Source organism: Streptomyces sp. NPDC087215 (genome assembly GCF_044744885.1).
GTDB lineage: Bacteria > Actinomycetota > Actinomycetes > Streptomycetales > Streptomycetaceae > Streptomyces.
In genome coordinates, this window is record NZ_JBIUZD010000014.1 from 99,724 (window position 1) to 121,679 (window position 21,956).

21 protein-coding genes are annotated in these 21,956 nt (G+C 71.8%); 7 read left to right on the forward strand and 14 right to left on the reverse strand.

The genetic code is table 11. From position 1 onward, the window contains the following. Positions 1 to 10: 10 nt before the first annotated feature. Positions 11 to 1,258 (forward strand): MFS transporter, encoded by a 1,248-nt coding sequence (locus ACIO92_RS28000; protein WP_402283697.1) that lies wholly within the window; start codon positions 11 to 13, stop codon positions 1,256 to 1,258. Here ACIO92_RS28000 and glgX read toward each other — a convergent pair. Further along, a complete protein-coding gene (gene glgX / locus ACIO92_RS28005) occupies positions 1,227 to 3,347 on the reverse strand; it encodes a glycogen debranching protein GlgX (protein WP_366441396.1) in 2,121 nt (706 codons plus the stop codon). The genes ACIO92_RS28000 and glgX overlap by 32 nt on opposite strands. Before the next feature lie 138 nt (positions 3,348 to 3,485). Here glgX and ACIO92_RS28010 point away from each other — a divergent pair, with 138 nt between their 5' ends. The 4 genes from ACIO92_RS28010 to ACIO92_RS28025 all read left to right on the forward strand — a co-directional run bounded on the left by ACIO92_RS28010 (position 3,486) and on the right by ACIO92_RS28025 (position 7,955). After that, complete coding sequence (locus ACIO92_RS28010; RefSeq protein ID WP_366441397.1) at positions 3,486 to 4,331, forward strand: Tat pathway signal sequence domain protein; 846 nt, start codon at positions 3,486 to 3,488, stop codon at positions 4,329 to 4,331. Positions 4,332 to 4,383: 52 nt separating this feature from the next. Further along, positions 4,384 to 5,709, forward strand: coding sequence for a copper amine oxidase (locus ACIO92_RS28015; RefSeq protein WP_366441398.1), 1,326 nt, complete (start codon positions 4,384 to 4,386; stop codon positions 5,707 to 5,709). Between the two features lie 110 nt (positions 5,710 to 5,819). Continuing rightward, positions 5,820 to 7,097 (forward strand): SAV2148 family HEPN domain-containing protein, encoded by a 1,278-nt coding sequence (locus tag ACIO92_RS28020; RefSeq protein ID WP_366441399.1) that lies wholly within the window; start codon positions 5,820 to 5,822, stop codon positions 7,095 to 7,097. 129 nt (positions 7,098 to 7,226) lie between these two features. Next, complete coding sequence (locus ACIO92_RS28025; protein WP_366441400.1) at positions 7,227 to 7,955, forward strand: 3'-5' exonuclease; 729 nt, start codon at positions 7,227 to 7,229, stop codon at positions 7,953 to 7,955. Positions 7,956 to 8,010: 55 nt separating this feature from the next. On the opposite strand, the gene ACIO92_RS28030 is transcribed toward ACIO92_RS28025, so the two are convergent. Both ACIO92_RS28030 and ACIO92_RS28035 read right to left on the reverse strand, forming a co-directional pair. Beyond that, positions 8,011 to 8,835: an alpha/beta fold hydrolase gene (locus ACIO92_RS28030; protein WP_366441401.1), complete on the reverse strand. Its 825-nt coding sequence runs from the start codon at positions 8,833 to 8,835 to the stop codon at positions 8,011 to 8,013. Between the two features lie 45 nt (positions 8,836 to 8,880). Continuing rightward, a complete protein-coding gene (locus ACIO92_RS28035; protein WP_401241624.1) occupies positions 8,881 to 9,738 on the reverse strand; it encodes a phosphotransferase enzyme family protein in 858 nt (285 codons plus the stop codon). 241 nt (positions 9,739 to 9,979) lie between these two features. On the opposite strand from ACIO92_RS28035, the gene ACIO92_RS28040 reads away from it, so the two are divergent. Both ACIO92_RS28040 and ACIO92_RS28045 read left to right on the forward strand, forming a co-directional pair. Then, positions 9,980 to 10,552, forward strand: a complete 573-nt coding sequence (locus ACIO92_RS28040; protein WP_401241621.1) for a DUF1697 domain-containing protein — start codon at positions 9,980 to 9,982, stop codon at positions 10,550 to 10,552. 135 nt (positions 10,553 to 10,687) lie between these two features. After that, the gene (locus ACIO92_RS28045; RefSeq protein WP_402283693.1) at positions 10,688 to 11,416 is read left to right on the forward strand and encodes a DsbA family protein; all 729 of its coding nucleotides are present in this window, start codon (positions 10,688 to 10,690) and stop codon (positions 11,414 to 11,416) included. 20 nt (positions 11,417 to 11,436) lie between these two features. Here the strand turns inward: ACIO92_RS28045 and ACIO92_RS28050 are convergent, their stop codons facing one another. The 11 genes from ACIO92_RS28050 to ACIO92_RS28100 all read right to left on the reverse strand — a co-directional run bounded on the left by ACIO92_RS28050 (position 11,437) and on the right by ACIO92_RS28100 (position 21,886). Beyond that, the gene (locus tag ACIO92_RS28050; protein ID WP_402283691.1) at positions 11,437 to 12,255 is read right to left on the reverse strand and encodes a S1 family peptidase; all 819 of its coding nucleotides are present in this window, start codon (positions 12,253 to 12,255) and stop codon (positions 11,437 to 11,439) included. Positions 12,256 to 12,629: 374 nt separating this feature from the next. After that, on the reverse strand, positions 12,630 to 13,370 hold the full coding sequence (locus ACIO92_RS28055) for a sirohydrochlorin chelatase (RefSeq protein ID WP_402059463.1): 741 nt from the start codon (positions 13,368 to 13,370) through the stop codon (positions 12,630 to 12,632). Between the two features lie 14 nt (positions 13,371 to 13,384). Beyond that, entirely contained in the window at positions 13,385 to 14,272 is an 888-nt protein-coding gene (locus ACIO92_RS28060; protein ID WP_366441406.1) for an ABC transporter permease, read from the reverse strand. After that, positions 14,259 to 15,077 carry an ABC transporter ATP-binding protein gene (locus tag ACIO92_RS28065; protein ID WP_366441407.1) on the reverse strand — a complete coding sequence of 273 codons (819 nt, stop codon included), beginning with the start codon at positions 15,075 to 15,077 and terminating at the stop codon, positions 14,259 to 14,261. The genes ACIO92_RS28060 and ACIO92_RS28065 overlap by 14 nt, the downstream gene beginning before the upstream one ends. A 43-nt stretch (positions 15,078 to 15,120) precedes the next feature. Next, complete coding sequence (locus tag ACIO92_RS28070) at positions 15,121 to 16,257, reverse strand: aliphatic sulfonate ABC transporter substrate-binding protein (protein WP_401241611.1); 1,137 nt, start codon at positions 16,255 to 16,257, stop codon at positions 15,121 to 15,123. 210 nt (positions 16,258 to 16,467) lie between these two features. Beyond that, a complete protein-coding gene (locus ACIO92_RS28075; protein WP_366441409.1) occupies positions 16,468 to 17,811 on the reverse strand; it encodes a GTP-binding protein in 1,344 nt (447 codons plus the stop codon). After that, positions 17,811 to 18,749, reverse strand: coding sequence for a sulfate adenylyltransferase subunit CysD (gene cysD / locus ACIO92_RS28080; RefSeq protein WP_366441410.1), 939 nt, complete (start codon positions 18,747 to 18,749; stop codon positions 17,811 to 17,813). Before cysD ends, ACIO92_RS28075 begins: the two co-directional genes overlap by 1 nt. Further along, complete coding sequence (gene cysC, locus ACIO92_RS28085; protein ID WP_401241604.1) at positions 18,746 to 19,279, reverse strand: adenylyl-sulfate kinase; 534 nt, start codon at positions 19,277 to 19,279, stop codon at positions 18,746 to 18,748. Before cysC ends, cysD begins: the two co-directional genes overlap by 4 nt. 29 nt (positions 19,280 to 19,308) lie before the next feature. Beyond that, positions 19,309 to 20,016 (reverse strand): phosphoadenylyl-sulfate reductase, encoded by a 708-nt coding sequence (locus tag ACIO92_RS28090; RefSeq protein WP_366441412.1) that lies wholly within the window; start codon positions 20,014 to 20,016, stop codon positions 19,309 to 19,311. Further along, entirely contained in the window at positions 20,013 to 20,192 is a 180-nt protein-coding gene (locus ACIO92_RS28095; RefSeq protein WP_402283687.1) for a hypothetical protein, read from the reverse strand. Before ACIO92_RS28095 ends, ACIO92_RS28090 begins: the two co-directional genes overlap by 4 nt. Beyond that, on the reverse strand, positions 20,189 to 21,886 hold the full coding sequence (locus ACIO92_RS28100; protein WP_366441414.1) for a nitrite/sulfite reductase: 1,698 nt from the start codon (positions 21,884 to 21,886) through the stop codon (positions 20,189 to 20,191). The genes ACIO92_RS28095 and ACIO92_RS28100 overlap by 4 nt, the downstream gene beginning before the upstream one ends. Positions 21,887 to 21,956: the final 70 nt, after the last annotated feature.

A 21,956-nucleotide genomic window follows, 5' to 3' on the forward strand; every position in this document is an offset into this window, starting at 1 on the left:
CGGTCGCCCGATGTTCCGGACCCACCGCGACACCTTCGCGCTGCTCGGCCCCGTTCTCCCCGTCGTCTCCTTCCTCGCCCGGCTGCCCACCGCCATGTGCCAGCTCGGCACCCTGCTCCTGGTGGCGGAGACCAGCGGTTCGCTCGGTACGGCGGGCCTGGTGGGCGGGGCGCTCGCGGCCGGACAGACCGTGGCGGGGCCGGTCGTCGGGCGGCTCACCGACCGGCACGGACAGCGCGGGGTCCTCCTCGCCGCCTCCGCCGCCAACGCGCTCGCCGTCACCGGACTCGTCCTCGCCGCGCTCGCCCACGCCCCCACCGGCCGGCTGGTGGCGGTGGCGGTGCTCGCCGGGGCGTCCGTGCCGCAGGCCGGGCCGCTCGCCCGGACCCGTTCGGTGGCGCTCGCCCGCCGGTCCGGCGCCGACGGGCGGCTCGTCGGCACGGTGCTCTCCTTCGAGGGCACCCTCGACGAGGTGTCCTTCGTCCTCGGACCGGCGTTCGTCGGGGTCGCCGTCGCCGTCGCGCACCCGGCCGCCGCCCTCCTCCTCGCGGCGCTGCTCCTCGCGGTCTTCGGCACGGCCTTCGCCCTGCACCCCTCGGCCGCCGCCACCGCGCCGGACCCGGCGTCCACCCGTAAGGGCTCCGCCGAACGGACGAGGCTCGCGGGGACCGCGTACGCGCTGCGCGGGGCGATGGTCCTCCAAGGCGTCATGTTCGGCGCCTCCCAGGCGGGCATCACCGCCCTCACCGAGGACCTCGGCGTCCCCGCGCAGGCGGGGCTCGTGTACGCGGCGATGGGGGTGATGAGCGCCGTCGTCGGGCTCTCCCTGGCCGCCCTGCCCGCCAGGATCGGCCTGACGACCCGCTGGCGCGCGGCGACCGCCGGGCTCGTCGGGCTCTCCCTGCCGCTGCCGTGGACCGGCTCCCTCGGCGGCCTGTACGCGGTCGTGGTCGTCCTCGGAGCCGCCTACGCCCCGCACCTGATCACCGTCTTCGGGCTCACCGAGCGGGCCGTGCCCGCCACCCGGCTCGCCGAGTCCATGGCCTTCCTCACCAGTGGCGTCGTGGCCGGTCAGGCGCTCGCCCTGGCGTTCTCCGGGCGGCTCGCCGAACGGCACGGCGCGCCCGCCGCCTTCGCGGTGGCGGTGGGCGCGGCCGTGGCCTGCGCGGCCCTGTCCTGGGCGGTGCGGACCCGGCCCGTACCGTCCGCCCCGGCGGGGCCCGCCGTCAGACGGGGCGTCGCAGGACGCTCAGGCTGAGCGGCGCGAGCGTGATCCGTTCGCCGCCCGCCAGCTCCGGGCCCTCCCGGGGCGGCATCCCCTCCGGGTCGGAGGTGTCCACCACCGTCCGCCAGCAGGCCCCGTGGCCGTCCGGGACGACGAAGTCCAGTTCCCGCGAGGAGGCGTTGAACATCAGCAGGAAGGAGTCGTCGGCGATCCGCTCGCCCTGCGGGCCCGGCTCCGAGATGGCGTTGCCGTTGAGGAAGACGGTCAGCGCCCGCGCGTGCGCCGCCTGCCAGTCGCGGGACGTCATCTCCTCGCCCCCGGGCGTGAACCAGGCGATGTCGGTCAGCTCGTCGTGGGTGCCCTCGACGGGCCGTCCGTGGAAGAAGCGGCGGCGCCGGAACACCGGGTGCTCCCTGCGGAGCCGTACCATCGCGCGGGTGAAGCGGAGCAGGGTCGCCTCCGCCTCGCTGTTCTCCTTGGGCCAGCGCACCCAGGACACCTCGTTGTCCTGGCAGTAGGCGTTGTTGTTGCCGCCCTGGGTGCGGCCGAACTCGTCGCCGTGGCTGAGCATCGGGACGCCCTGCGACAGCATCAGGGTGGCGAGGAAGTTGCGGGACTGGCGGGCGCGCAGCTCGACGATCCCGACGTCCTCGCTGTCGCCCTCCACCCCGCAGTTCCACGACCGGTTGTGGCTCTCGCCGTCCCGGTTGCCCTCGCCGTTGGCCTCGTTGTGCTTCTCGTCGTACGAGACGAGGTCCCGCAGGGTGAAGCCGTCGTGGCAGGTCACGAAGTTGACGGAGGCGAGCGGTCGGCGCCCGTCGCCCTGGTAGAGGTCGGAGGAGCCGGTCAGCCGGGAGGCGAACTCGGCGAGGGTGCGGGGTTCGCCGCGCCACAGGTCCCGCACGCAGTCCCGGTACTTGCCGTTCCACTCGGTCCACAGCGGCGGGAAGTTGCCGACCTGGTAGCCGCCCTCGCCGACGTCCCACGGTTCGGCGATCAGCTTCACTTGGCTCACCACGGGGTCCTGCTGCACCAGGTCGAAGAAGGACGACAGCCGGTCCACCTCGTGGAACTGGCGGGCCAGGGTGGCGGCCAGGTCGAAGCGGAAGCCGTCCACGTGCATCTCGGTCACCCAGTACCGCAGACTGTCCATGATCATCTGGAGTACGTGCGGGGAGCGCATGAGCAGCGAGTTCCCGGTGCCCGTGGTGTCGGTGTAGGTCCGGGGGTCGTCGCCGAGCCGGTAGTACGAGGGGTTGTCCAGGCCCCGGAAGGAGAGAGTCGGGCCCAGGTGGTTGCCCTCGGCGGTGTGGTTGTAGACCACGTCGAGGATGACCTCGATGCCCGCCTGGTGCAGTGCCCGCACCGCCGACTTGAACTCCAGGACCTGCTGGCCCCGGTCGCCCCAGGACGCGTAGGCGTTGTGCGGGGCGAAGAAGCCGATCGTGTTGTAGCCCCAGTAGTTGGAGAGCCCCGCGTCCACGAGCCGGTGGTCGTTCACGAACTGGTGAACGGGCATCAGTTCGAGCGCGGTGACGCCCAGTTCCTTCAGGTGTCCGATCACCGACGGGTGCGCGAGCCCCGCGTACGTCCCGCGCAGCTCCTCCGGCAGGTCCGGGTGCAGCATCGTCAGGCCCTTCACATGGGCCTCGTAGATCACCGTGCGGTGGTACTCGGTGCGCGGTCGCCGGTCGTCGCCCCAGTCGAAGTACGGATTGACCACGACCGAGGTCATCGTGTGCCCGGCGGAGTCCAGGTCGCTCCGCGCGTCCGGCCGCCCGAAGGGATACCCGTACACCGCCTCGCCCCACTCGATCCGCCCCGACATCGCCCGCGCGTACGGGTCGAGGAGCAGCTTCGCCGCGTTGCAGCGCAGCCCGCGCTCCGGCGCGTACGGGCCGTGCACCCGGAACCCGTACCGCTGTCCCGGCATCACGCCCGGCAGATAGGCGTGCCGCACGAACGCGTCGGTCTCGCGCAGTTCGACCGAGGTCTCCGCCCCGTCGTCGTCGAGCAGACACAGCTCGATCCGGTGCGCGGTCTCCGAGAAGACCGCGAAGTTGGTGCCCGCTCCGTCATAGGTGGCGCCCAGGGGGTACGCCTGTCCCGGCCAGACCTGCATGAGTATGAAAATTCCTCTTCTGTCCGGGTTCGGGGGTTGCTCTTCGGCCGCATCCTGCCTGAAAGAGGCGCAACCTCCTAGGACTTCACCCCGTCCTACCGGGTGACCGCAGAACAAGAGGGGGAACGAGGGGGAAGTGTGTACGAAATAGCGCGCCGCCACCTGGGGAAGGTGGTGGCCGGAGCGGCCATGGCGGTGACGGGAACCGCCGTCGCGGTCGCGATCAGCCTGCCCGGCTCGGCCGGAGCGGACGACACGCCCGGCGCCCGGGGCCCGGCGGCCGGAACCGCCGGAGCGTCCGGAACGGCCGGAGCGTCCGGGACGGGACAGCAGGGTGGTGAAGGAACCGCGGGCGGGGGCGCCGTGCCCGCGCCCGCCACCGTCGTCCCCGTCGCCGCGGAGGGCGCCCGGGGCATCGGCAGCGATCCGCTGACCGACGACGAACTGACCCGCGCCGAGGCCCTGGCGCTCGCCCAGCCCGGCGCCGCCGCACAGCAGGACGTCGTGGGCGGCCGGGGGCCCCAGCACCTCGGCACCGACCTCGCCGACCCGCTGGCCGGCGACCCGACCCGCCGAGCCGAGGTCCGCCTCTACGACTACGCGCGGGACGAGCTGATCACCCGGACCGTCAACCTCGACACGGGCAAGGTCGAACGCTCCGCCGCGCAGCGCGGGGTCCAGCCCTCCGCCCACCCCGAGGAACTCCGCAAGGCGCTGGAACTGATCCTCGCCAGCCCGCTCGGCAAGGGCGTCAAGGAGGACTACGAGGACGCCACGGGCAAGCGGCTGACCTCCACCACCCAGCTGTGGTTCAACGGCGACGTCTACCGCCCCTACCGCGAGGCGAACGTCCCCGAGGCGCTCACCGACTGCGGGAAGCACCGCTGCGTCCGGCTCGTCACCAAGGTCCTCAACGGAGCCTGGATCGACACCCGCAACCTGATCGTCGACCTCTCGGCGAGGACCGTCACCCGCGTCGGCTGACCGCCGCCCGCCGCATCTCCGTACCGATCTCCGTACCGAGGAGTACGTTCCCATGTCCCATCAGTCACACCGGCGTACCCGCCGGGGCGCCCTGCTGACCGCGGCCGCCCTGCTCGGCACCGCCACGGCCGCCGCGGCCCCCGCGACCGGGGCCACCGCCGCCCCCCGGCCCCCGGCGCCGACCCGCACGCCCGCCCCGCCGACCGCCGACTGCTCCGCCGCCTACCGCATCACCCAGAAGCTCGACGGCGGCACCACCTGGCGCATGTGCTGGCGCTACGACACCGACGCCGGGCTCACCCTCGACAACATCACCTTCCAGCCGCCCGGCGCCACCGCGCCCATCAAGGTCCTCGCCAGCGCCCGGCTCGCCCAGATCCACGTCCCGTACGACGACGGCGTCTCCGAGTACGACGACCTGACCGGCGCCGGATTCGGCTGGGGCCTGCAGAGCCTCAAGCCCGCCGAGTGTCCCGGCGGCACCATCACCACGATCAAGGTCCCCGAGGTCGGCGAGGCCAAGGGCCTGTGCACCACGACCCGGGCCCGCGGCCACGCCTACCGCATGGCCAGCGACACCGGCAGCAAGGTCTACCAGGCCCAGGCCAAGGACCTGCTGGTCTACACCGTGAACAAGGTCGGCTGGTACGAGTACATCACCGAGTGGCGCTTCTCCGCAGACGGCACCATCGGTGCCAACGTCGGGGCCACCGGCAGCCTCTCCCCGGTCGACTACAACGCCACCGACGGCCGGGGCTGGCCCCTCGGCAAGGGCGCCCGGGGCTACGCCACCAGCCACGCCCACAACGTCTTCTGGAAGCTCGACTTCGGCCTCGACGGCTCCACCAAGGACCGCATCGAGCAGTTCGACTCCACCGTCACCGCCCCCGCGGCGGGCGGCGGCGGTCCCACCGTGAAGACCCAGCGCAGCGTCGTCACCAAGGAACTCGCCGGGGACGCCAAGAACATGCGCTGGTGGCGGGTGGTCAGCGGCACCGGGAAGAACGCCGACGGCCACGCCCGCTCCTACGAGATCGTGCCCGGCCACAGCGACACCCACGCCGGACGCGGCTTCACCAAGCACGACATCTACTTCACCCAGGCCCGCGCCTGCGAGAAGTTCGCCAGCAACAACATCGGCAACTGCGGCGCCAACGCCGGTGACAGCGTGGACAAATGGGTCAATGGTGAGACTCTGACCAAACCGTCCGTCTGGGTCAACATAGGGTTCCACCACATCGCCCGGGACGAGGACCAGCAGCCCATGCCGGTCCACTGGCAGGGCTTCCAGCTGGCCCCCCGCGACGTCACCGCTATGAATCCGCTCACTCCGCCGGAGCTCGCCTCCGAGAACGGACAGCCCGATCTCGGTAGTTGACGAAGCAGCCTGACGATCCTGCTGCACCGCCTCCCGCTCCCGGAGTACCCTTCCTTGATCGTTGTCGGACCGGTCGACACGGGCGTCCAGGAGCAGAAGGCGGTGCGCGGGTGAGCTCGGGAGGTCTGGAGCTGCCCCCAGGTGACGAGGGTCACGAGGGGGGCCCGGCCGGGCCCGCGGAGGCGACGCCCGGCGCGGTCACCCCGCCGGGCGTGCCACCGGGCACGGTCACCGTCGTCCGGCCCGTGGAGATAGGGGCCGAACTCGACTGGGGGGCCGAGGCGTGGAGCGAGGTCCGCACCCGCGCCCAGCGCGCCGGACGCGCCTACATCTGGCTGAACCTGGTCGAACAGCGGCTCCGTGCCGTGGTCGCCGCCGTCCTGCGGCCCGTGTACGAACCCGTGCACGGCGAGGAGTGGGTGGTGGCCGCGGCCGGTCCCGCCGGCCAGGAATGGGTCCAGCGGGCCGTCGCCGTCCGTGAGGTCTCCCGCCGCAAGGGCTACCTCCTCGACCCGGCCGACGACAACGTCCTCAGCTTCCTCACCCTGCCCCAGCTGCGCGAACTGATGGTCCAGCACTGGCCCTGCTTCGAGCCCTACTTCGACGACCGGCGCGAGGTCGAGCTGGCCCTGGACGAACTGGAGGTCACCCGGAACGTCGTCTCCCGCAACCGGGCCCTCTCCCTGACCGTCCTCGCCCAGTCCGAACGGGCCTCCGCCCGCATTCTGGAGATCCTCGGCAGCGGCGCCGCGGTGCCCTCCGCCGACCGGCTGCCCGTCGACGCGGTCGAGGACCTCGTCGGCGACCGGTACGCGGACGTCGTCTCCGTCCACCCCGACCGGGTCCGGCTCCAGCGGCAACTGCCCGCCGAGGACCTCTTCGGCGGGGCCCGCCGCCTCGACGCCACCGGTATAGGCCTGAACCTGCTCGTGCAGAACTTCTCCGGCCGCCGCATGGTCCGGCTCGCCGAGTCCGGCTGCCGCACCCGGCTCCTCTTCCTCAACCCCGCCAGCAGCGCCGTGAAGCGGCGCGAACGCGAGCTCGGGCTGAAGAAGGGCGAACTCAGCCGCTCGGTCGAGATGAACATCCTGCACATGCGCCGGGTCCGCTCCAAGCTCCGCGACCCCGGCGCCTTCCAGATCCACGTCTTCGACGAGACCCCCCGCTTCACCGCCTACCTGGTGGACGGCGACGGACCGGACGGCGTCGGCGTCGTCCAGTCCTATCTGCGCCGCGCCCGGGGCATGGAGGCACCCGTCCTCGTCCTGCGCGGCGGCCGGAACGTGGTCCGGCACGGCCAGGGCGCCCGTGACGGCGACCACGGGCTCTTCGAGACCTACCGGGAGGAGTTCGAGTCCGTCTGGCTCGACTCACGGCCGGTCTCCTGACCCGCCGCCGGTCTCCTGACCCGCCGCCGGTCTCCCGACCCGCCCCCCGGCGGGGGCGACCGACGGCGTTGTCAGTGGCGCGTGCGAGGGTGGTCAGCACCACGGGGGAGATCACACGAGGAGGACCCGATGGCTTGGCATGGGGAACCACTGGCCGGTTTCGACCTGGAGACGACCGGCACCGATCCACTGGAGGCCCGCATCGTGACGGCCTCGATCGTCGAGGTCGACGGAGCGGGACACGTCGTCCACCGCCGCGACTGGCTCGCCGACCCGGGCGTCCACATCCCGGAGCAGGCCGCCGCGATCCACGGCATCAGCACCGAGCGCGCCACCGCCGAGGGCCGCCCGGTCCGCGAGGTCGCCGACGAGATCGCGGCGACCCTCGCCGCCTACTGGGAGGACGGCGTCCCGGTCGTGGCGTACAACGCCTCCTTCGACCTGACGCTGCTCTCCGCCGAGCTGCGCCGCCACGGACTGCCCTCCCTGAGCGAGCGCATCGGCGGCGTCCCCGTCGGACCCGTCGTCGACCCCTACACCATCGACCGGGCCGTCGACCGCTACCGCCGCGGCAAACGCACCCTGGCAGCGGTCTGCGGGGAGTACGGGGTGGTCCTCGAAGCCGCCCACGAGGCCGCGGCCGACGCGCTCGCCGCCGTCCGGGTCGCCGTCGCGATAGCCGAGCGGCACCAACGGGTCGCCGCACTCGACCCGGCCGAACTCCACGAGCGCCAGATCGACTGGTACCGCGCCTGGGCCGAGAACTTCCAGGACTTCCTGCGCGGCAAGGGCGACACGGACGCCGTCGTCGACCCGACCTGGCCCCTGCGCACACCGCTCGCCCTGGCCGTCGGCTAGCGGTCGGCACCCCGGCGGGCCCGCGAGGACCTCACCGGGGCGCGGGGGACACCCCTCAGCCGTTCTCCTTCAAGAAGGACAGCAGCAGCTCGTTGACCTTCTCCGGCCGCTCCAGCGGGAACCAGTGCCCGGCGTCCTCGACCCGCTCGAACCGCCAGGAGCCGGAGACGTACGCGCCGGTGTCCGCCATCTGCCGCTCGCCGAGATAGCGGTCGCCGGTGGAACAGACGCCCATCACCGGGACCGTCAGCGGGGGCGCCTCCGGGACGGGACCCAGCTGCAGCTCGACCGGCAGCCCCGCCCGGTAGATGCTGAGCGCGGCCGTCAGCCCGCCCGGAGCGCACAGCGGCTCCAGGACCTCCGCCGCGTCCGGGTGGTCACCGAGCATCTCCCGCAGGTTCGCGTGGTCGTCGCGGGAGAGCCACTCCTCCGCGAGCCCCTCGTGCTGGAACATCGTGACGTGCCACAGGCGCTGCCGCTGCTCCCACCCCGCCCGCAGGATCGCGGCGATGTTGCCCACCGACATCAGGGTCACGCTCGCCACCCGGTCCGGCACGAACTGCGCGAGGCCCTGGACGATCCCCGAACCCCAGTCGTGCCCCACCAGATGCACCCGGTCGAGCTCCAGCCGGGCCAGCAGCTCCAGCAGATCACCCACGTGCTTCGCCGGGTCGTACGCCTCCGGCCCGCCCTCCGGACGGGACGAGGCCCCGAAACCGCGCAGGGTGGGGGCGACCGTCGTGAAGCCCGCCGCGTTCAGCGCCGGGACCTGATGACGCCAGAGCCGGTGACTGTCGGGGAAACCGTGCACGAGGAGCACGGCCGGACCCTCCCCGCTCACCTCGACGTCGAGCGTCACCTCGGACAGTTCCACGTTCATCCCCAACACCCCTGTAGATCGGCCTGGTTCGACCGGGCCATGATGTCAGAACGGATACCAGCGCACCTCGGGATCGCCGTCCCGCAGCGAGGCCACCCGCCGCTCGAACTCGACGAGGGCCTTCGGGTTCGTCGGCGCGTGCTGCGCCACCCACGCGCAGCTCGCGGTCTCCCGCGCCCCCCGCAGCACCGCGCACCCCTCCCACTCCCGCACGTCCCAGCCGTACGCCTCCGTGAAGGCCTCGTACGCCGCCGGGTCCAGGCCGTACCGGTCCCGGGAGAGCGCGAGCACCACCAGATCGTGCTCGCGCAGATCGGACGAGAAGGTCTCCAGGTCCACCAGGACGGGACCGTCGGGGCCGATGTGCACGTTGCGGGGGAGGGCGTCGCCGTGGATCGGACCCGGCGTCAGCCGGGGTGTCAGCGCGGCGGCCGTCGGCGCGAACGCGTCGCGCCGCTCGCGCAGGAAAGCCGCGTCCGCCGGGTCGATCGCGTCCCCCGCGAGACGCAGCCACCGCTCGACCCCGCCCAGCAGCTCCCGCCGGGGCAGCGTGAAGCCGGTCGGCTCCGGCAGCGCGTGCACCCGCCTCAGGAGCGGCGCCAGATCGCGAGGCTCGGCGGGCCGCACGGCCTCGGGCAGCCGGTGCCAGAGGGTGACCGGGCACCCGTCCACCCGGCGGGGCGCGTCCTCCGCCGGGCGCACGGCGGGAACGTCCGCCTCGGCGAGCCAGGCGGCGAGCGCCAGCTCGCGCTCCGCCCGCTCGAACACCTCGGAGTCCCGGCCGACCTTCACGGCGAGATCCCCCACCGCGAAGACCGCGTTCTCACCGAGGGCCAGCAGTCGCGCCTCCGCGACCGGCAGCCCCGCCCCGGCCAGGATCTCCCGCGCCCGCGCCTCGTCCATCGACCTTCTCCCTCATCCGTGCGATCGAGCCGAATTCTCCCACCCGCACCACGAGCCCCCGAGGCCCACCCGTCAGAGCAAGGAAAAGAATGATTGCTTCCGTTTTCGACCTTACGAAGTGTTGTTGAATAAATCACAGATGGGTGGCGGCTCTTCTCCCGGCTCCCCTTCATCGGACAGTGTTCGGACCGGTCACCGCGCCACCCCCCACGAGGCGCGGTGACCGTCCTACGCTGACCCCATGACGCAGACGTACGCGCTCCTGCTCCGCGGCATCAACGTGAGCGGTCGCCGCAAGGTCCCCATGGCGGATCTCAGGTCCTGTCTCGAAGGGCTCGGCCACCGGGACGTCCGCACCTATCTGCAGAGCGGGAACGCGGTCTTCACCACCGCTGCCCCCGCTGCCTCCTCCGCCGCCGCCTCCGACGAGGCGCTCGCCTCGGAGATCGAGGACGCGGTCGAGCACCGGTTCGGCTTCCGCGTCGACTGCCTCGTCCGGGACGGCGCCTATCTGGCCGCGGTCGCCGCCGCCTGCCCCTTCCCCGCCGCCGAACTGGAGGGCAAGCAGCTCCACGCCCTCTACCTCTCCGAGTCCGCCGACCCCGGACGCTTCGCCGGGATCGACCGGGAGGCCCATCTCCCCGAGGAGTTCGCGCTCGGCGACCGCGTCCTCTACCTCTACGCCCCCGAGGGCCTGGGCAACTCCAAGCTCGGCGAGGCGGTCTCCCGCGCCTCGGTCGTCAAGGGCCTGGTCGTCACCGGACGCAACTGGAACACGGTCCGCAAGCTGGTGGAGATGACCGGCGGGGAGTGACGGCGGGAACGACGGCGGGGAAGGGGTGACGGAGGGAGCGGTGGCCGGAGTGGCGGCGGGCCGTGGAAAGCGGCCCACTCCGGCCGTGCCCGATTGGACCAGAGGGGCAGGCCACTCGGTGGCTAGATTCGGCGTATGACGACTACGGGGATTGCAGAGACCACTCAGACCGCAGAGACCGCAAAGGCTGTCGGGGCTGTCGGGGTCGCCGAGAAAGCCGGGGCCACCGGAGAAGCCGGGTTCGCCGCTCCCGGTGGACCCCGGCCCGTCGTCGACTTCTACTTCGACCCCGTCTGCCCCTTCGCCTGGATCACCTCCCGCTGGATCCTGGAGGTCGAGCGGCTCCGGGACATCGACCTCCGCTTCAAGGTCATGAGCCTCCACCTCCACAACGAGGGCAACACCCTGCCCGACTGGTACCGCACCCTCGTCGACGCCTCCGTAGGGCCCGTCCGGGTCGCCGTGGCCGCCGCCGCGCGGCACGGCGAGGACGTCCTGCGCCCGCTCTACACCGCGTACGGCACCCGTATCCACGAGCGGAAGCGGGACGACCTCGACGCCGTCGTCGCCGAGTCCCTCGCCGAACTCGGCCTGCCCGCCGAACTGGCCGCCGCCGCCCACGACCCGGCGTACGACGAGGCCGTCCGCCGCAGCCATGACGCGGGCAAGGAGCCGGAGAGCGGCGCCTATGTCGGCACCCCCACCCTCCACGTCGACGGCACCGTCTGGTTCGGACCGGTCCTGCGGGCCGTCCCGCGCGGCGAGGCGGCCGCCGAACTCTTCGACGGGTTCCGCGTCCTCGCCCGCCATCCCGACCTCTTCGAGCTCAAGCGGACCCGCACCGGAGGCCTCGACTTCAGCTGAGGCCCCGGAGCACGGCGGGATCAGGCCGCGTCGGCGACCCGGCGCTCGACCGGGATCACATGGGAGAGCCCGTGGGAGGCGAGCGGCGCGCGGAACGGCTTCCACAGCGCCGGGTCGGTCAGATTCGTGAAGAGCCCCGGGCAGGTGTTCGTCTCCCCGGTCACGAGGCCGTAGACGACGGCCCTGCCGGACACGTTCGGGGCGAACAGCGGACCCCCGCTGTCACCGGGCCCGACCCGGACCGTGTCCGTGCCCGCGCAGAGGAACTTCTTGTCCCAGGTGCCGCCCTCGTCGTCGAACTTCCTTACGGGAAGCGCCGCTTCCCGCAGACGGGACGGCTTGGCCGGGTCCCCGAGGTCGGTGCGCCCCCAGCCCGCTGCGCGCAGCACCCGGCCCGGCCGGGGATCGGCACCCAGCGGGGGAAGGGACGCGGCGGTCTCCCGCACGGGCCGGTCGAGCACGATCAGCCCCAGGTCGGAGTTGGTCGCGACGGAGAAATCGGGGTGGCTGTGGACGGTGAAGCGCTCGTCGGTCAGCACCGTACCCGCCGACGACGCGGAGTCGGACCGTCCCAGCACGAGCCGGATCTTGACCTTGCCCCGCTCGGCCCACATCGCACAGTGCGCCGCCGTGGCCACGACCCGGCCGTCGATCAGCGCCCCGCCGCAGAAGTGCGACCAGGTGCCGTCCGCGTCCTGCTGCTCGATCTGTACGACATGGGGCCGCGCGCCGTCCGCGACCGGGGCGCCGCCGACGATCGCCGAGGCGGAGGGGGTGGCCGTGCCCAGGATGCCGAACGCACCGATCCCCGCGAGGGCCGCGACCGTCCGGCGGCTCATTGACTTGCGCAAGGTGAACCCGCTTTCGTCTGCCGCCGGGCACCGCCCGGCGGGCTTGCGCGAGGCCGGCGTCCGGCCGCCCCCGTCCGCCCCGATCCTGACCATGCTTCCCGTCCGGCCCGTCTCGGCCGGGTGTCGGGCGGATCAGGAGATCACTTCAACCGTGTAACGGAGCGGCGGAGGAGGGGCGGTGCCGGTGAGGGCGAGAACCCTTGCGGGCGGTGGAATTGACGGAGCGTCGACCGTGAGGACGGGTCTTGTCGTGCGGAGGGCCTCGGTCGCGTTCTGTCCGCCGCGCCCGGGAGGACGTACGACCGGGCGAGGCGCTTCAGGGGGCGTGCGGCCGCGGGACCGGGGCCGTAAGACCAGGGCCGTCAGGCCGTCCGGGCCATCGGGCGGGCCGCCCGCGCGCCGTCGTACCGCTCCAGGAGCAGCCGGGCCAGTTCCGGGGACGGGCCCAGGACGCCCGCCAGGACGTCGGCGCCCGCCGCCCCGGCCGCGATGCGGTCCGGGAGACGGCCGGGGGCGATCACGTACGGGGCGACGGCCACCCGGCCGACGCCCGGCTCCGCGCGCAGGGCCGCCACGGCGTCCTCCGTACGCGGAAGGGATGCGGAGGCGAACGCGGGCCGCACGGAGCACCAACCGGTGCGCCGCAGCTCCCGCGCCGTTTCTGCGATCACCGCGATCGCCTCCGGGTCTGTGGAGCCCGCCGAGGCCAGGACGACCCCGGTCGTGCTCCGGTCGCCGGGCGTCAGCCCGGCCTCGTACAGCCGCCGTTCCACCGCCGCGATCAGCAGCGGTGAGGGTCCCAGGACCTCCGCCCGGCGCACCCGTAGCGACGGCGGGGCCTGCCGCAGGACGGCGGGGATGTCGGCCTTCGCGTGGAAGGCCCGGGTCAGCAGCAGCGGCAGCGCCACCACGTCCCGCACCCCGTCCGCCGCGAGCCGGTCGAGCGTCCCCGGCACCGACGGCAGGTCGAAGTCGAGGAACGCCGTCTCCACCCGCAGCCCTGGCCGCAGCGCACCGGCCCGGCGCACCAGCGCCCGGACGGTCGCCGCGTGCCGCGGATCACGGCTGCCGTGGGCGATGACGAGGAGGACGGGACGGTTCACGGTCGGCTCAGAGCTCACTTCACCAGGAGGCCGCGGCTGCGGAGCACCCAGCGCTCCAGCGGGCTGAAGATCAGCAGGTCGATCGCGATGCCGACGACCAGGATGAGCAGGATCGCCAGGAACACACCGGGCAGGTCGATGTTGTTGCGGCCGTTCTCCAGGAGCTGGCCGAGGCCGAGGCCCAGATCGGGGGAGGAGGCGATGATCTCGGCCGCCATCAGCGAGCGCCAGGAGAACGCCCAGCCCTGCTTGAGCCCCGCCAGATAGCCGGGGAGCGCGGCCGGGAGCACCACGTGCCAGGTGCCCCTGAGGCCGGTGGCGCCCAGGGTGCGGCCCGCCCGCAGGAAGAGCGGCGGGATCTGGTCGACGCCGGAGACCAGGCCGTTGGCGATGGACGGCACGGCGCCCAGCAGGATCACGGTGTACATCATGGCGTCGTTCAGACCGAACCAGAGCACGGCGGGCGGCACCCAGGCCACCGAGGGCAGCGACTGGAGACCGGACAGGATCGGTCCGATCGCGGCGCGCACGAACTTCACCCGCGCCACCAGCAGACCCAGCGGGGTGCCGATGGCCAGGGCGAGCAGGAAGCCGGACAGACCGCGCGAGACGCTGGTCCAGATGACTTCGAGCAGGGTCCCCTGGAGCCACATGTCGGTCAGGCCGTTCCACACCGCGGACGGCGCGGGCAGCTTGGTCTCCTCGGTGATCTTCGCCGTGACGAGGATCTGCCAGACGACGAGGACGAGTCCGACGGCCAGCGTCGGCGGGAGGACCTTCTTGAGGAGGACCTCCCGGACCGGGGTGCGACGGATCTCGACCGCGTCCAGGGCGTCGAGTCCGGCCTCGAGACCGGCGAGGTCGTCCCGCTTGGCCTTCGCGGTGGTGTCAGTGCTGGCCATGGCGGCGGATCTCCCCACGCAGGTGCTCAGTGATCTCAAGGGACAGCTCGGCCACGTCCGCGTCCTCGATGCGGCGGGGCTGCGGGATGTCCACGGTCCACTCCTTGGCGACCCGGCCGGGCCGGGAGGAGAGCAGGACCACGCGCTGCGCGAGGCGGACGGCCTCGCGCACATTGTGTGTGACGAAGAGGACGGAGAGGTTCCCCGTGGCGGAGCCACTGGTGTTCGAGGTCTCCCAGACCCGGGTGAGCTCGCCGTGCAGCACGTCCCGGGTGATGGCGTCGAGGGCCGCGAACGGCTCGTCCATCAGCAGGAGCCGGCTGTCCTGGGCCAGGGCGCGGGCCAGTGCCACGCGCTGCCGCATACCGCCGGACAGCTCGTGCACCCGCTTGCCGTACGCGCCGCCGAGCCGGACGAGGTCGAGCAGCCGCTCGGCCTCCGTCCGCCGGTCGGCCCGGGACACCCCGCGCATCCGCAGGGCGAGTTCGATGTTCTTGCCCGCGGTCAGCCACGGGAAGAGGGCGTGCTCCTGGAACATCAGCGCCGGCCGGCCGCCCGGGGTCGCGATGGACCCCTGGGTCGGCCGGTCGAGGCCCGCGACCAGGTTCAGCAGGGTGGACTTGCCACACCCCGATGCCCCCAGGATGGTGACGAACTCGCCGGGCGCGACGTCGAGACTGACGTCGTCCAGGACGAGTTGGCTACCGGCCGGGCCGGAGAAGGACTTCGAGACGTGCTCGATCCGGGCGGCGTGCGTCTGCTCCCTCACGGTGCCCTCGGCAGCCTTGGCGAGTGTCGTGGCCATGGTCGTCACCTCCTGGGGTTACGGGATCTCGGACTGGTCGCGGTTACTTGACGCCGAGACCGGCGTCGGAGACCTCGGGCTCGCCCGCGGCCTTCAGCACCTTGTTCAGGAGCTTCAGGTCGTAGATGCCTGCCAGGTCGGGCTGCTTGATCAGTTCGGCCTTGACGGCCCACTCGGACTGGGTCTTCAGCGTCGCGGCCAGCGGGTCGTTGGTGATGGCGATGCTCGGCCACGCCGGGTCGATGACCTTGTCGGCCAGGGCCTTGCCACCGAGGGCCTTCAGGGCCGCGTTGGCCGAGGCCTTCGCCTTGTCGGGGTTGGCGTTGATCCACTCGTTGGTCTTCACCGTGCCCTTCAGCACCGCCTCGACCACGTCCGGGTGCTCCGTGAGGAACTTCTGCGACACGATGATGTTCGTGATCACGAACTTCTTCTCGGGCCACAGGCTGGTCTCGTCGAGGAGGACGGAGCCGCCCTCGGAGACCAGCTTCGACGCGGTCGGCTCGGGGACCCAGGCGCCGTCGATGGAGCCGGACTTGAAGGCGTCCGGGGTGACCTTGTTGTCCGTGCGGACGACGGAGACGTCACCCTTGCCGGACTCCGGGTCGACCTTCCAGCCCTTCTCGGCTATCCAGTTGAGCAGCGCGACGTCCTGCGTGTTGCCCTTCTGGGGGGTGGCGATCCGCTTGCCCTTGAGGTCGTCCAGGGTCTTGATCTTCTTGGGGTTCACGACCAGCTTCACGCCGCCGGAGGCGGAGCCGGAGATGATCCGCAGGTTCTGGCCCTTGGACTTGACGTACGCGTTGATGGAGGGCGAGGGGCCGATGAAGCCGATGTCCAGGGAGCCGCCGTTGAGCGCCTCGATCTCGGACGGGCCCGCGTTGAAGGTCTGCGGCTTGAGGGCGGTGGCGCCCAGTTCCTTCTGGATCAGGCCGTCCTGGACGCCGATCAGCGCGGTGGCGTGCGTCAGGTTCGGGAAGTAGCCGAGCCGTACTTCGGAGGCGGAGAGCTTCTTGGCGTCGGCCGCGACCGGGGCCTTCTTCTCCGAGGCCTCCTCCTTCTTGGCGTCGGAGCCGTAGCCGCAGGAGGCGAGGGCGCCGATCAGGAGGGGCAGCGCGGCGGCGGCGACGACGCTCCGGCGCAGGGTCTTACGGGTGGTGCGGGCGTTTCCGTTGGACACGGGAGGCTTTCCTCTCGATACGTGGCTCATGACCACGTCTTCGGCGGTGGAGCGGGATCGGGTACGGCTCGTGGGGGGTGTGGGCGCGCAGGCGGTGCGCGTACGTCATCACGCACATCGCGCCACACCTCCCTGGCCGCTGCCGAGGGTGCCGCTGCCGACGCGGCCCCCCTCCTTCGCGAAGGTCGAGTAGATGTCGGAGAGCATGGTCTAGAAGTCCCACCCTTCTTCGTCCGCGACGTCCACGACGGCCTTGGCGGTGGCGAAGGACTCGCCCGCCATGCCCGCCGCGAGCGTCGTTCCGTCCGCCGGGTCGATCAGCAGGAACGAGCCGGTGCGGCGCGAGTCCGCGTAGGCGTCCAGCGCGAGCGGCTCGGCCGTGCGGACCACGACCCGGCCGATGTCGTTGGTGACCAGCTGACCCGGGTCCGGGTGCTGGGAGAGGTCGTCCAGGGTCAGCCGCGAGGGGATCTCCCTGACGATCGCCTTGACCGTGCGGGTGGTGTGCTTGAGCAGCACCCGCTGGCCGACGGTGAGCGTCCGGTCCGCCACGTGGCAGACGGTCGCCTCGATGTCCTGGGTGGTCGCCGGGGCGTCACCGCTCGGGGCGAGCAGGTCGCCGCGGGAGACGTCGATGTCGTCGGCGAGCCGGATCGTCACCGACTGCGGTGCCCAGGCGATGTCCACGGACTCGCCGAGCGCGTCGATCCCGGTGATCGTGGAGGTGCGTCCCGAGGGCAGTACGGTGATCTGCTCGCCGACCCGGAAGGCTCCGGCCGCGATCTGCCCGGCGTAGCCCCGGTAGTCGGGGTGCTCGGCGGTCTGTGGACGGATCACGTACTGCACGGGGAACCTGGCGTGACAGGCCGTCAGGTCATGGCTGACGGGGACGGTCTCCAGGTGTTCGAGGACCGTGGGGCCGCCGTACCAGTCCATGTGCGCGGACGGCTCCACCACGTTGTCCCCGGCGAGCGCCGAGATCGGGATCGCGGTGATCTCCGGGACGCCGAGTTCGGAGGCGTACGTCGTGAACTCCTCGGCGATCGCGGCGAAGACGGACTCCCGGTAGTCGACCAGGTCCATCTTGTTCACGGCCAGGACCACGTGCGGGACGCGGAGCAGGGCGGCGACGGCGGCGTGCCTGCGGGTCTGCTCGACGACGCCGTTGCGGGCGTCGACCAGGACCACGGCCAGCTCGGCGGTGGAGGCGCCGGTGACCATGTTGCGGGTGTACTGCACGTGGCCGGGGGTGTCGGCGAGGATGAAGCGGCGGCGGGACGTCGCGAAGTAGCGGTAGGCGACGTCGATGGTGATGCCCTGCTCGCGCTCGGCCCGCAGGCCGTCGGTGAGGAGCGCCAGGTCGGGCGCCTCCTGGCCCCGGGAGCGCGAGGCGTGCTCGACGGCCTCCAGCTGGTCGACGAGGACCGACTTGGAGTCGTGGAGGAGACGGCCGACCAGGGTGGACTTGCCGTCGTCGACGGAGCCGGCGGTGGCGAAGCGCAGCAGGGTGGTGGCCGCCAGCTGGTCGGACAGCAGCTCGGTGGACGTGCTCATTAGAAGTACCCTTCGCGCTTGCGGTCTTCCATCGCGGCCTCGGACATCTTGTCGTCGGCACGGGTCGCGCCCCGCTCGGTGAGCCGGGAGGCGGCGATCTCGGCGATGACGGCGTCCAGCGTGGTGGCGTCGGAATCGACGGCCCCGGTGCAGGACATGTCGCCGACGGTGCGGTAGCGGACCTGCCGCTTCTCGACCGTCTCGGACTCCTTCGGGCCGCCCCAGTCACCGGCCGTCAGCCACATGCCGCTGCGGGAGAACACCTCGCGCTCGTGGGCGAAGTAGATCTCCGGGAGGTCGATCGCCTCGCGCTGGATGTACTGCCAGACGTCCAGTTCGGTCCAGTTGGAGAGCGGGAAGACCCGGACGTGTTCGCCGGGGGCGTGGCGGCCGTTGTAGAGCTGCCACAGTTCGGGGCGCTGGCGGCGCGGGTCCCACTGCGAGAACTCGTCGCGCAGCGAGAACACCCGTTCCTTGGCGCGGGCCTTCTCCTCGTCGCGCCGCCCGCCGCCGAAGACGGCGTCGAAGCGGTGTTCCTGGATGGCCTCGGTCAGCGGGACGGTCTGGAGCGGGTTGCGGGTGCCGTCGGGGCGCTCGCGGAGCTTCCCGGCGTCGATGTAGTCCTGTACGGAGGCCACGTGGAGGCGCAGTCCGTGCTCGGCGACGACCCGGTCGCGGTATTCCAGGACCTCGGGGAAGTTGTGCCCGGTGTCGACGTGCAGCAGCGTGAAGGGGACCGGCGCCGGGGCGAAGGCCTTCAGCGCCAGGTGGAGCATGACGATGGAGTCCTTGCCGCCGGAGAAGAGGATCACCGGCCGCTCGAACTCCCCCGCCACCTCGCGGAAGATGTGGACGGCCTCCGACTCCAGGGAGTCGAGGTGGGACAGTGCGAACGGACTGTCGGTCTCGCCGTGAACATGGGCAACGGTGGTCGTCATGCCAGGCCCTTCTCGGTGAGCAGCGCGTGGAGTCGCGCCGCGGACTCGCGCACGGTCTGGTTCTGTGACTCGATCCGCAGATCCGGGTCGGCCGGCTCGTCGTACGGGTCGTCGACCCCGGTCAGGCCGCTGATCTCGCCCGCGGCCTGCTTCGCGTACAGCCCCTTCACATCGCGTACGGAGCAGACGTCCACCGGGGTGGCGACGTGTACCTCGACATAGGGGGTGCCCTCGGTCCGGTGGCGCTTGCGGACCGCCTCGCGGCTGTCGGCGTACGGGGCGATGACCGGGACCAGTACCTTCACGCCGTTGGAGGCGAGCAGTTCGGCGACGAAGCCGATGCGCTGCACATTGGTGTGACGGTCCTCGCGGCTGAAGCCGAGGCCCGCGGAGAGGAACTCGCGGATCTCGTCGCCGTCGAGGACCTCCACGCGGTGGCCCTCCGCGCGGAGCCGGTCGGCCAGCTCGTACGCGATGGTGGTCTTCCCGGCGCTGGGCAGGCCGGTGAGCCAGATGGTGGCACCCGTCACGTGCTTCTCCTGAACTTCCTGAGTGTCCGTCATCCGTGCAGTCCGCACTCGGTCTTGGCCCGTCCCGCCCAGCGTCCGGCGCGGGCGTTCTCGCCCTCCGCGACGCGGCGGGTGCAGGGGGCGCAGCCGACGGAGGCGTAACCGTCCATGAGGAGCGGGTTGGTGAGGACACCGTGCTCGGCGACGTACGCGTCGACGTCGTCCTGAGTCCAGCGGGCGATGGGGGAGACCTTGACCTTCCGCCGCTTCTCGTCCCAGCCGACGACCGGGGTGTTCGCCCGGGTGGGGGACTCGTCGCGGCGCAGCCCGGTGGCCCAGGCGCGGTAGCGGGTCAGGCCCTCTTCGAGGGGCTTGACCTTGCGCAGGGCGCAGCACAGGTCGGGGTCGCGGTCGTGCAGCCGGGGGCCGTGCTCGGCGTCCTGTTCGGCCACGGTCCTGCGCGGGGTCAGGGTGATGACGCGGACGTCCATCACGGCGTCCACGGCGTCACGGGTGCCGATGGTCTCCTCGAAGTGGTAGCCGGTGTCGAGGAAGACGACGTCCACGCCGGGCCTGACGCGGGAGGCGAGGTGGGCGACGACGGCGTCCTCCATGGAGGAGGTGACGCAGAAGTCCTCGCCGAAGGTGTCCGAGGCCCAGCGGAGAATCTCCAGCGGGGAGGCGTCCTCCAGGTCGCGGCCCGCCTGCTCGGCGAGTGCCTTGAGCTCGGCCGAGGCGACGTCCTGAATGGTCGTCATATCTCTTCCCTTCCAGGGTTTTTGCCCGAATTTCCGGGGGCGAGGAGCCCCAGGAACTTCAGCTGGAAGGCCCGGCTGCACGCGGCGCATTCCCAGGCGCCGTGCCCCTGCTCGTTGGGGCGCAGGTCCTCGTCCCCGCAGTAGGGGCAGTGGAAGGGGGCGGCTCGCTCGCTCATGAGAGGGCCTCCTCCGAGGCGCGGGTGGCCCAGGTGGCGAAGCGCTCGCCGGTCTCGCGCTCCGCCTGGAAGCGCTTGAGGACCCGCTCGACGTAGTCGGGCAGTTCGGCGGCGGTGACCTTGAGGCCGCGGACCTTGCGGCCGAACCCGGCCTCCAGGCCCAGGGCGCCGCCCAGGTGCACCTGGTAGCCCTCGACGCGGTTGCCCTCGTCGTCCAGGACGAGCTGTCCCTTGAGGCCGATGTCGGCGACCTGGATGCGGGCGCAGGCGTTGGGGCAACCGTTGATGTTGATGGTCAGCGGCTCGTCGAAGTCCGGTACCCGGCGCTCCAGTTCGTCGATGAGCGAGGCGCCCCTGGCCTTGGTCTCGACGATCGCGAGCTTGCAGAACTCGATGCCGGTGCAGGCCATCGTGCCGCGCCGGAACGGCGAGGGGGTGACCCGCAGGTCCAGTGCCTCCAGGGCGGCGACGAGCGAGTCGACCTGCTCCTCCTCGATGTCGAGGACGAGCATCTTCTGCTCGGCGGTGGTGCGGACCCGGCCCGAGCCGTGCTGCTCGGCGACGGCGGCGATCTTCGTCAGGGTGGGGCCGTCGACCCGGCCGACGCGCGGCGCGAACCCGACGTAGAACCTGCCGTCGAGCTGGCGGTGGACGCCGACGTGGTCGCGCCAGCGTCCGGCGGGCTGCTCGGGCGCGGGGCCGTCGGTCAGCTTCCGCTTCAGGTACTCGTCCTCCAGGACCTGGCGGAACTTCTCCGGGCCCCAGTCGGCGACGAGGAACTTCAGACGGGCGCGGTTGCGGAGCCTGCGGTAGCCGTAGTCGCGGAAGATGGAGATGACGCCCTCGTAGATGTCCGGGACCTCGTCGAGGGAGACCCAGGTGCCGAGGCGGACGCCGAGCTTGGGGTTGGTGGAGAGACCGCCACCGACCCAGACGTCGAAGCCGGGGCCGTGCTCGGGGTGCCGGACGCCGACGAAGGCGATGTCGTTGATCTCGTGCGCCACGTCCAGCAGCGGCGAGCCGGAGATCGCGGACTTGAACTTGCGGGGCAGGTTGGAGAAGTCCTTGTTGCCGACGATCCTGCGGTAGATCTCGTCGATGGCGGGGGTGCCGTCGATGATCTCGTTCTCGGCGATGCCCGCGACGGGGGAGCCGAGGATGACGCGCGGGGTGTCGCCGCAGGCCTCGGTGGTGGACAGGCCGACCGCCTCCAGGCGGTTCCAGATCTCGGGGACGTCCTCGATGCGGATCCAGTGGTACTGGACGTTCTGCCGGTCGGTGATGTCGGCGGTGCCCCGGGCGAACTCCTCGGAGATCTCGCCGATGACGCGCAACTGCTCGGTGGTCAGACGGCCGCCGTCGATACGGACGCGGAGCATGAAGTACTCGTCGTCCAGCTCCTCCGGCTCCAGGACACCCGTCTTGGTGCCGTCCAGCCCCTGCTTGCGCTGGGTGTAGAGGCCCCACCAGCGCATACGCCCGCGCAGGTCGTTGGGGTCGATGGAGTCGAAACCGCGCTTCGAGTAGACCGTCTCAATACGTGTCCGCACATTGAGACCGTCGTCGTCCTTCTTGAACTGCTCATTGCCGTTCAGCGGGGTGAAGTGCCCCACGGCCCACTGACCCTCGCCACGGTGGCGTCCGGCCTTGCGGCGGGCAGTGGCGGGAGTGGGGTTTTCCGGGGTGGCGGCCATGGCGTCTTGTCCTTCGGGACTGCGAGAGGGCGGCTCTGACCTGCGCACTCACGCTCAGGTCAGAGAATGG